Source organism: Sphingomonas sp. S-NIH.Pt3_0716 (genome assembly GCF_003950715.1).
Lineage (GTDB): Bacteria > Pseudomonadota > Alphaproteobacteria > Sphingomonadales > Sphingomonadaceae > Sphingobium > Sphingobium yanoikuyae_A.
This window is the reverse complement of the sequence record NZ_QLJK01000064.1, coordinates 1-8,669: the sequence shown is the minus strand read 5'-3', so window position 1 is coordinate 8,669 and position 8,669 is coordinate 1. Positions and strand designations below refer to the sequence as shown.

At 66.3% G+C, this 8,669-nt stretch carries 12 protein-coding genes; 7 read left to right on the top strand and 5 right to left on the bottom strand.

From position 1 onward, the window contains the following. The first annotated feature begins 114 nt into the window (after positions 1 to 114). Positions 115 to 663, top strand: a complete 549-nt coding sequence (locus BRX37_RS25500; RefSeq protein ID WP_125990252.1) for a hypothetical protein — start codon at positions 115 to 117, stop codon at positions 661 to 663. A 64-nt stretch (positions 664 to 727) separates the two neighbouring features. Here the strand turns inward: BRX37_RS25500 and BRX37_RS27525 are convergent, their stop codons facing one another. From BRX37_RS27525 to BRX37_RS25490, 3 genes are read right to left on the bottom strand one after another with little or no spacing between them, the layout of a single operon-like run. After that, positions 728 to 1,081, bottom strand: coding sequence for a hypothetical protein (locus BRX37_RS27525; RefSeq protein WP_267224380.1), 354 nt, complete (start codon positions 1,079 to 1,081; stop codon positions 728 to 730). Next, positions 1,053 to 1,340: a hypothetical protein gene (locus BRX37_RS27520; RefSeq protein ID WP_267224378.1), complete on the bottom strand. Its 288-nt coding sequence runs from the start codon at positions 1,338 to 1,340 to the stop codon at positions 1,053 to 1,055. The genes BRX37_RS27525 and BRX37_RS27520 overlap by 29 nt, the downstream gene beginning before the upstream one ends. Beyond that, a complete protein-coding gene (locus tag BRX37_RS25490) occupies positions 1,337 to 2,260 on the bottom strand; it encodes an ArdC family protein (RefSeq protein ID WP_125990250.1) in 924 nt (307 codons plus the stop codon). Before BRX37_RS25490 ends, BRX37_RS27520 begins: the two co-directional genes overlap by 4 nt. A 378-nt stretch (positions 2,261 to 2,638) precedes the next feature. On the opposite strand from BRX37_RS25490, the gene BRX37_RS25485 reads away from it, so the two are divergent. The 5 genes from BRX37_RS25485 (at position 2,639) to BRX37_RS25465 (ending at position 5,873) form a co-directional block, all read left to right on the top strand. Then, positions 2,639 to 3,052, top strand: a complete 414-nt coding sequence (locus BRX37_RS25485; RefSeq protein ID WP_125990248.1) for a thioredoxin family protein — start codon at positions 2,639 to 2,641, stop codon at positions 3,050 to 3,052. 8 nt (positions 3,053 to 3,060) lie between these two features. Next, positions 3,061 to 3,789 (top strand): cytochrome c biogenesis CcdA family protein, encoded by a 729-nt coding sequence (locus tag BRX37_RS25480; RefSeq protein WP_125990246.1) that lies wholly within the window; start codon positions 3,061 to 3,063, stop codon positions 3,787 to 3,789. Between the two features lie 33 nt (positions 3,790 to 3,822). Further along, positions 3,823 to 4,620, top strand: a complete 798-nt coding sequence (locus BRX37_RS25475; RefSeq protein WP_125990244.1) for an SDR family NAD(P)-dependent oxidoreductase — start codon at positions 3,823 to 3,825, stop codon at positions 4,618 to 4,620. A 150-nt stretch (positions 4,621 to 4,770) separates the two neighbouring features. Next, positions 4,771 to 5,589 (top strand): sulfite exporter TauE/SafE family protein, encoded by an 819-nt coding sequence (locus BRX37_RS25470; RefSeq protein ID WP_206434228.1) that lies wholly within the window; start codon positions 4,771 to 4,773, stop codon positions 5,587 to 5,589. Between the two features lie 53 nt (positions 5,590 to 5,642). After that, positions 5,643 to 5,873: a DUF1634 domain-containing protein gene (locus tag BRX37_RS25465; protein ID WP_206434227.1), complete on the top strand. Its 231-nt coding sequence runs from the start codon at positions 5,643 to 5,645 to the stop codon at positions 5,871 to 5,873. A gap of 32 nt (positions 5,874 to 5,905) precedes the next feature. Here BRX37_RS25465 and BRX37_RS25460 read toward each other — a convergent pair whose 3' ends face one another. Both BRX37_RS25460 and msrB read right to left on the bottom strand, forming a co-directional pair. Next, positions 5,906 to 7,246, bottom strand: a complete 1,341-nt coding sequence (locus BRX37_RS25460; protein WP_125990240.1) for a glycoside hydrolase family 130 protein — start codon at positions 7,244 to 7,246, stop codon at positions 5,906 to 5,908. Between the two features lie 22 nt (positions 7,247 to 7,268). After that, positions 7,269 to 7,769: a peptide-methionine (R)-S-oxide reductase MsrB gene (gene msrB / locus BRX37_RS25455; RefSeq protein ID WP_125990238.1), complete on the bottom strand. Its 501-nt coding sequence runs from the start codon at positions 7,767 to 7,769 to the stop codon at positions 7,269 to 7,271. Positions 7,770 to 7,861: 92 nt separating this feature from the next. On the opposite strand from msrB, the gene msrA reads away from it, so the two are divergent. Then, positions 7,862 to 8,533: a peptide-methionine (S)-S-oxide reductase MsrA gene (msrA, locus tag BRX37_RS25450; protein WP_125990236.1), complete on the top strand. Its 672-nt coding sequence runs from the start codon at positions 7,862 to 7,864 to the stop codon at positions 8,531 to 8,533. The last annotated feature ends 136 nt before the right edge of the window (positions 8,534 to 8,669 follow it).

Below are 8,669 nucleotides of genomic sequence, written 5' to 3'. Positions count from 1 at the left end.
CCCGATGGCCACCTACGACTTCACTTGGATATGGCGCGAACTTGGCATCGAGAACCTGCGCAAATAGTTCGCTACCCCTGACGTCGATGCCTACCGTGAATCCGTGTCCCTACAATGCACAGAGGCCCCTATGGCGGGACTGGCGAGATCCGCGAGGATGGCGACGCCAATTACGGCTTCAAGAACCTGAAGGGCAGGCTCGATCGCCTCGCCGACATTCCCGAGCTCGCACGCGACGAGGCGCTGCACGACCTGGTTGCCTCGCTGAACGCGCCGGAATCGGCTTTTGGAAGTGTGGGATGCGTGAGCGCGCTCGTCGACGAGAGCGAGGGGCACCGCGTGAGCGGATATGTGGAGTTTGCCTTCGATTCAGCCGAGAAGGTCGCTGACGCGGGAAGCTATTTCCCGGTGTTCTTCCACTTCGACCGCGCGCTTCACGTGATGAAATTCGACGACAAGGTTCATTTTCACTGGGAGCTGATGGGCGCGACGTTCCGCCGCACGGATACGATGGGCTTTACCGTGTCGGTGACGGTGAACACGGGCTGGTATCCGACTGCCGAGGAGGCCGCCATCGCGTGGGCGAACGGGTTGGACTTCCTCGCTGGCTACCTTCGTCACGTGCAGCCGGAAGGCGGCACGCCGATTTTCATCGACGGCTGATCCTCGACGCCCCCAGCGCCGCTGGCCCGCTCAGTGGGGCAGCGGCGCGCGATCCGGGAGACGGTCAAACGACAAAGGGGACGGAGACCAGTAGCGCGTCATCGGTCGGCTCGATGTCGCGCAGCTCCACCATCGCGATTTTCTCGACACGCTCGGCGCCGATCGGGTCGAGATAAACATAGGTGTGATCCGCAACGACCGGGCTGCACAAGCGCCAGATAACACCCTTGCGGCCGATGCGCCGTTCGGCGCGACCATCATAGGAGGCGAACGATCCGACGATGCGGACGCGCTGCGCGATCCGCAGCCAGTTCGCCGCGCCGTCGAGGACGGCGGCTCGCTCCTCGGGCGACAGGGACGGTCGCCCGACGCCGAACGTCGCTTGCGGATCATGCGCAGCCCGGACCAGCTTTTCCACGACAGGTTCCGGACTCCAGGTCGAGGCGGGGCCGGGCTTCGCGCGGTGCATGTGGGTGATCGGCTTCGCTCCGAATAGATCGGGTTGAACGCCGACCAACCGGCGGGCGAACAACGCCTTTGATAGGCGCGCCGTCGCGCATCAGCGCGACCAGCTTGTTGAACGTCGCCTCGTCCACGGTCGCGAGGCGGGGGTCATAGACCAACCGGCTCGCGACTGCCCGGCCCCCTTCGGGGCCGGTGTCGTCGGGCTGGATCATGCCGCTTCCTCAAGTTCGGTCGCCGTCTCGACGGCCATGCGGGTCAGCAGCCAATCGGCCGCGTCCTGCGCGAGCCGCGCCGCCGTGAAGATGCACCGCTTGTCATTGCGCAGCGCTTGCAACCAGTTCGCCAGATAGGCGGCGTGGTCCTCGCGGTCGTGGAGCTTGATGCCAATCGTCGCGCTGACGAACGCGGCCCCAAGCTCGGCAACCAGTTCCTCGCGGGCGTAGTCTTCGCGCTCCGTGGAAATGAGTGAGGGGCGGGCTAGGCGGTCGACGTGACCCGTCGCGTGGCACAGCTCATGCGCTAGGGTCGAATAATAATCGTCGCTGGTATGGAAGTCAGTAAATTCGGGCATGACGACATGGTCGCCGCTCGGCTGATAATAGGGCTGGGAACCGAAGTGCTTGAGGGTGACAGGCACGCGGGCAAAGAGCGCGTCCAGTTCGGCGTCGCGCTCATCGGGATTAGTCGCGGTGATGATCGGCGCGGGAGCTGCATATTTGGCTTCGATGCCGTCAATCTGCTCGGCATTGAACACGGTGTAGCGCTTGAGAAACGCCACCTGTCGTTTGCCATCCTCGCCACGCTCTCCGCCTTCGTCGGCGTCCACCTCGATCTTGTTGGCATAGACGACGGTTGAACCCTTCTCGCCCTTGCGGACGCAACCGCCGAGCGCGAGCGCCTGCTTGAAGGTCAGCCAATGCGGGCAGGCATAGCCCTTCGTCATGGCAGCGACCCACAGGGTCAGGACGTTGATGCCGCGATAGGGAACGCCGGTCGAGCGGAGCGGGATGTTGAGCGCGGTGCTGCCGTTCCACGATTTCGACCAAGGCCGGGTGCCTGCCTCGATCATGGCGATCATCTGGTCAGTGATTTCTTGATAGATGTCGGCTCGGTTGTCGGTGATCCGTCCCATGTCACTTTTCCTTTCCTTCGAGGCTGAAAGCCGGTCGCAACAGCAACCGGCTCTGCCTTTCCGGCGAGGAACGGGATGGGGAGGGAGGGCGAGAATCTACCGCTGGCGCGGGCGAGCCGCCTTAGCGTGGCCGGCGCCCTGCAGGGCGTCGGGCGCCACGCTTGGCGGATTACACGGGCGGTCGATTGTCGTTCGGGAACGAAAGGGCAGCCGCCCTTGGTGTTCCCCGGCGCCGATTGCCCTCCTGGTAGGAGGGCACTGGCATCAAGGGGGCGCCGCGCCTCAGGCGCGGCACAGTTCTAAATGCCGTTGGGGGACGTGTAACCAGATGCAGGGACGATCCGTAGGAGCGGAAGCTTCAATGTCAGGGAGGTTCCTATGCGCTACGCATCTTCGATCGCGGCACTTACTGTTCTAGCCGCCAGCATTCCCACCGTGATGGTGGCGGCGCCTGCCGTTGCCGCCGCGCCCGCAGTACGGCCGTTCGATCAGGCAGCGTTCGACGCTGCGCAGAAGGCGGGCAAGCCGATCCTCGTCTGGGTCCATGCTCCCTGGTGTCCGGTCTGCCGGGAGCAGGCGAAGACGATCGCCCGAGTGACGGCCGAGCCTGCGTATCGCGACATGCAGGTGTTCCGCATCGACTACGACACGCAAAAGCCGCTGTGGCAGAAGTTCGGGGCGACCATGCAGTCGACGGTGATCGCGTTCCACGGCAAGCGCGAGACGGCCCGGATCGCGCACGAGACCGATGACGGCAAGGTTTCCGCGGTGATCCACAGCGCGATCGCCTGACGCGGAGGATGGCGTCCGCTCTCAATCCCGCGCTTGCCTATGCGGCGGGCGCGCTCACCATTCTGTCGCCCTGCGTCCTCCCGCTGGTGCCGATCGTACTCTCGTCTGCGGCGCAGCGGCATCGTTTCGCGCCGCTGGCGCTGGCTGCGGGGCTGGTAGTCTCGTTCACGGCGACCGGGTTCATCGTTGCCGCCTTCGGCCAGGCGCTCGGGCTCGACACGCTGGTCGTTCGCGCGGCCGGCGCGGTCGTTCTTTGCGTTGCCGGCATAGTCCTGCTCGTGCCGAAGCTGCAGGACGTGCTTACCCGCTTGGCGACCCCGCTCGCCGCCTGGGCGAGCCGGCGCCAAACGGCATTGGACGACAGGGCGGGACTGTGGGGACAGGCGCTGGTCGGGGCACTGCTCGGCATCGTCTGGGCGCCCTGTGTCGGCCCGACGTTGGGCGCTGCGGTCGCACTCGCGGCCGAAGGCAAGGACCTGGGCGAAGTCGCCCTCGTCATGATCGCCTTCGGGCTCGGCATCTCGACCGTGCTGCTGGTCATCGCCTTTGCGGCACGCGGTGCGCTCGCCCGGTGGCGTGGTCGCATGATGATGGCTGGCGGCCGCGGGAAGGCGGTGCTGGGCGTCCTCCTCCTCCTGGTCGGCATCTTCATCCTGACCGGGTTCGACCGCAAGGTCGAAGCGTTCGCGCTCGACCATCTCCCGGACTGGATGACCGAATGGTCGACCCAGTTCTAACCCCTCTGTCGTGACCCTCCATGGAGTTGAAACATGAACCTTAGCGGAAAGCGTGCCCTGGTGACGGGCGGTTCGAGCGGCATCGGCCTCGAGATCGCGCGCGAGTTGCTGAGGGCGGGCGCGAGCGTCGCCATCACTGGCCGCCGACAGGAGGCGGTCGACAAGGCTTTGGGTGAGCTGCGGAGCCTGGGCACGGTCAGCGGAGTCTCGGCTGACGTGACGACGGCCGATGGTCGCGCCCGGTCTCTCGATCTCACGACGCGGACGCTCGGCGGCCTGGACATCCTCGTCAACAATGCCGGCGGTGTGCGGGCGGGACGCCTCGAGGCGATCGAAGAAGACGAGATCCGCCAGATGGTCGAGGTGAACCTGACGGGTCCAATCCTGCTCACGCGTGCTGCGCTGCCGCTTCTGAAGGAGCGCGCAGACGCGCTGGTCGTGAACGTCAGCTCGGGCATCGCGCTCGTCGGCATGGCGTTCTACACGCCCTATGCTGCGGTGAAGGCCGGCATCGCGCATTTCGGCGAGGCGCTGCGCCGCGAGTTGGACGGGGAAGGTGTCCGCGTCCTGACGGTCTACCCGACCGCCACGGAGACCCCGATGATGGCCACCTCCGGCCTGGCTCGGGATGGCGGCCGCGAAACGCCTGAGGATGTGGCCCGGGAGGTAATCGAGGCGATGGCGCAGGATCACCTCGAGGTCGTGCGCGGCGGTCCGGACCGCATCGAGACGGTGAAGCGCAATCGCGCTGATCCGGCCGCGGTGGATGATGCGATGCGCCCGATGAAGGCGTCGATCGAAGCGGCCGCGCGCGACCACTCGGCGCTGTGACGATGGCGGGGCTGGCATGCGACCTTTGGTTGCGCGCCGGTCCTGATGGGAGCAAGGACTGAGGCTCGCCTTCGGCCCCGCGTGGCCATCCGGTTGAACGCGATAGGTGTGGTCGAGGTGCTAGGTACGGATATTCTTGCACTTATCGCCATGTCCGCCGTCGCCAGCGCGGTCGGCGGCATGTTGGGCATGGCGAGCGGCATCTTCCTCGTGCCGATCCTGCTGATGTTCGGGCATCTGCCGATCCGGACAGCGATCGGTCTCAGCCTGGTGTCGGTCATCGTCTGCTCCTGCGCCAGCGCGCCCGCCTTCCTGCGCGCACGGCTGATCAATGTGCGGCTCGCGATCGTGCTGGAGGTCGCGACGACGGCCGGGGCGCTGGCGGGCGTCGTGGCATCGGGACTGTTCTCAGCCCGATTGCTGTCGCTCCTGTTCGCACTCGTGATGCTGCTGTCGGCCTGGCAGATGGTGCGCCCGCGCACCGTCAGAATGGCCATGGCAGGCAACCCGGCCGCCTTCGCCCGCAGGCTCGACGGTATTGACCCTGATCCTGCCCCGGACGGCACCCCTTATCGGATCGATCGCTTGCCGCTCGCCATGGGGATGATGTTCGGTGCGGGCATGTTGTCAGCGCTGCTCGGCATCGGCAGCGGTGTGCTCAAGATCCCCGCCATGGACAGCGCGCTGCGACTGCCGATCAAGGTCTCCTCCGCGACGTCGAACTTCATGATCGGCGTCACGGCCGCGGCCGGTGCCATCGCCTACTTCCTGACCGGCGCCCTCGATCTCACGCGCGCGGCACCGATCTGCCTGGGATCGGTCGCGGGGTCGATCGCCGGCGCGCGGGCGCTGAAAGCGTTGCGCCCCGATCGCCTGCGCGTGATGTTCGTCGTGATCCTCCTCGTGCTCGCCGTGCAGATGGCGCTGGCCGCGGCCGGAACCTCGTTCCTTACGTTGGGCGGCGGGTGAGCATGGGATCGTCAGAGCGTCCGATCTCGCTCCTTCTCACGGTCGGAACGGGCGTGGCCACGCTTCTGGTGGCGGTCGGCCTCGTCTTGCCTCCGGGCTTGCACGCCGGCGCGGTTCTCAATCTGGTCGGCGTCGGCCTGTTCATTGCGTTACCCGTCGGGCGGGTTCTGCTGATGCTGGTGCTGTTCGTCCGGCAGCGGGATACCTTGCTAACGGCCGCGGCGATGGCGGTGCTGCTGATTATCGTCGTGGGCAGCTCGGCGGCGATGATGCTCGATCGCTGAGCGGGGCGTGAGGCCGTTCCTGGACGCCCTCGTCATTGCATGGCGGCGAGAAGATCGTCGACGCGCGCCGTCGCGAAGGCGGTGAAGCTGTCGGCCACGCCATAGGGGATCAGCAGCTCGCGACCGTGGACCATCGAGCCGCAGCTATAAACGACGTTCGGGACAAAGCCGTCGCGCTCGTCGGGACTGGGCTGTAGGATAGGCTCGGGCGTCCGAGCGAGCACGCGTGAGGGATCGTCGCGATCGAGCAGGCAGGCGCCCACCGCGTAGTTGCGCACGGGCCCAACGCCGTGGGTGAATACCAGCCAGCCCTCCTCGATCTCGAGGGGCGAGCCGCAATTACCCATCTGGACCGTCTCCCAAGGGTAGCGCGGCTCGATCAGCTTGGCGCCGCCATTCCAGGTAAAGGGATCGTCGGAGAAGAGCAGCCAGATGCTCTCGCTATCCTGTCGGCCGAGCATGGCGTAGCGGCCGCCGACCCGGCGCGGGAACAGCGCCATGCCTTTGGCCGCCGTCGCGTCGCCAGCGAGCTGGCGCATTTCCCATGAGCGGAAGTCTGTCCCGACCAGCATCTCGGAGCGCGCGGTCATTCCGTCGAACGCGGTGTAGGTGCCGTAATATGTGACCTCGCCATCGGCCTCGACGAAGCGGACCAGCCGAACATCCTCGATGCCCTGGCGCTGGCTGGGGAGTACGGGGAAGAGCACCGTCTCCGAGACGACGTGGCTACCCCCACAATGCAGTTCGAGCCTCGCCGGGCCTGCCCGGACCGCCTCGTTGTCGACGATCGGCGGCTGGGTCGTGCGGCCGACCGGATCAATCTCGAGCCCGCTTCCTGGCGTCCATAGGCCGGTGCGGAAGCTGACCGAGGAGACATGGCCTTCGCCGATGCCTCGGAGCGACATGACGAAGCGCAGACTACCGTCCGGCACGCCGGCTTGGTCGGGGTGAAGCACGGCGCTCGGATTGAAGAGCGCGGCCGCCTCGAACGCATATTCCTCGGTGAACGAGGCGGCGAGGAGATGCTGCCGGGATTCGTCGAGCGGTGAAACGCCGTTGAGCATCGGGAGCAGCTCGGCGAAGCGACGCCGAAACGTCGCTTTCACATCGCGATGGCGGCCGTCCATGGACGCGAGGACGCTGCGCAGCGTCGCGGCGACCTGGGCGTCGTCGTAGCCGATGATGCGTTCGGCGATCACGCGCAGGCGCGAGCGGCCCTCCCCGTCATGCCCGGCGGGATAGCCGGGTGCGAACGGGCGAACCACCGTTCGCGACGGGTCGGGCTTCAGCATCGCATCATGATGGTGGAGGAGCACCAGGTCCCCAGAGGGGCGCCAGCCCATGAGAAGCCAGCCGAGATCCGTGAGCCGCATCGATCGCTCCTTGGGAAAAGGCTCAGGCGCGATCGGCAGGCGCGAAGCGCATCGCGACGCCGTTCATGCAGTAGCGCAGGCCCGTGGGCTTCGGGCCGTCGTTGAACACATGGCCGAGATGCCCGTCACAGCGCGCGCAGCGCACTTCGGTGCGCTCCATGAACAGGCTGGTGTCGCTCTTCGTGACGATCGCATCGGGGAGATGCGTCCAGAAGCTCGGCCAACCGGTGCCGCTGTCGAACTTGGTCCGAGCGGCGAACAGCGGCAGCGCGCAGCCAGCGCAAAGGAAGGTGCCGGTGCGATGCTCTGCGTTGAGCGGACTGGAGAATGGGCGCTCGGTCGCAGCCTGCCGGAGCACGGCATAGGCTTGCGGCGACAGGCGCCGGCGCCACTCCGCGTCGGTGAGGCGTAAGGGGCGCGGCGCTGCCGCGAACGCCGGCAAGGCCGCGCCTGCCATGGCGGCGCCGGCGAGCGCGAGGGCGCTGGTGGTGAGAAAGGCTCGGCGATCGGATGTCTGGGTCATGCCCCTCCTACGCTCGATCGCGAATGGCGGTTACGCGTAACCTGTCGGCCCCACGCTGCGTATGTCCGGGTAGCAAAAGGAGTTTTCCGGCTATGCGTTCAGTTTCCTATCTCGGCTTCGGCGGTGTCGTGGCGGTTGCAATGATCGCGGCATCCTCGGCCGTCGGTGCGTCCGCCGAGACGTTCGTCAATGCGCCTCAGCCGCGGGTCACGACGCCGGCCGCAGGCAAGACCGAGACCGCGATCTTCGCGGGCGGCTGCTTCTGGGGCGTCGAGGGCGTCTTCGACCATGTGAAGGGCGTTGTGTCTGCGACGTCCGGCTATGCCGGCGGCACCACCGGTTCGCCCAGCTACGAGCAGGTGTCGACCGGCACGACCGGGCACGCAGAGGCGGTTCGGGTCGTGTTCGACCCTGCCAAAGTCAGCTATGCCGAGCTGCTGCGCATCTATTTTTCGGTGGTCGCCGATCCGACGATGCTGAATGCGCAGGGGCCTGACCACGGCACGCAGTACCGGACCGCGCTGTTTCCGCAGTCGGCTGGCCAGGAGCGGGTCGCGCGGGCCTATCTCCAGCAGCTCACGGCGGCGCACACCTTCGCCCGCCCGATCGTCACCCGGATCGAACATACGAGCCGCTTCTATCCGGCTGAGGGCTATCACCAGAACTTCATGGCGAAGAACCCGACTTATCCGTATATCGTCATCAACGACGCGCCGAAGGTGGACGCGCTGCGCCGTATGATGCCGAACCTCTATCGCTCGTGAGCTCGTGAGTGTCATCGGTCCTGCAATTCTCCGCAAAAGTGGGCTTTGAAAATTCCCTAGTTGGTGGCCCCTTCATCTCATTCTGCCGGGGCTAGCCCCGGCAGAATGAGATGAGCCGACATCGTCCTCATCTCCT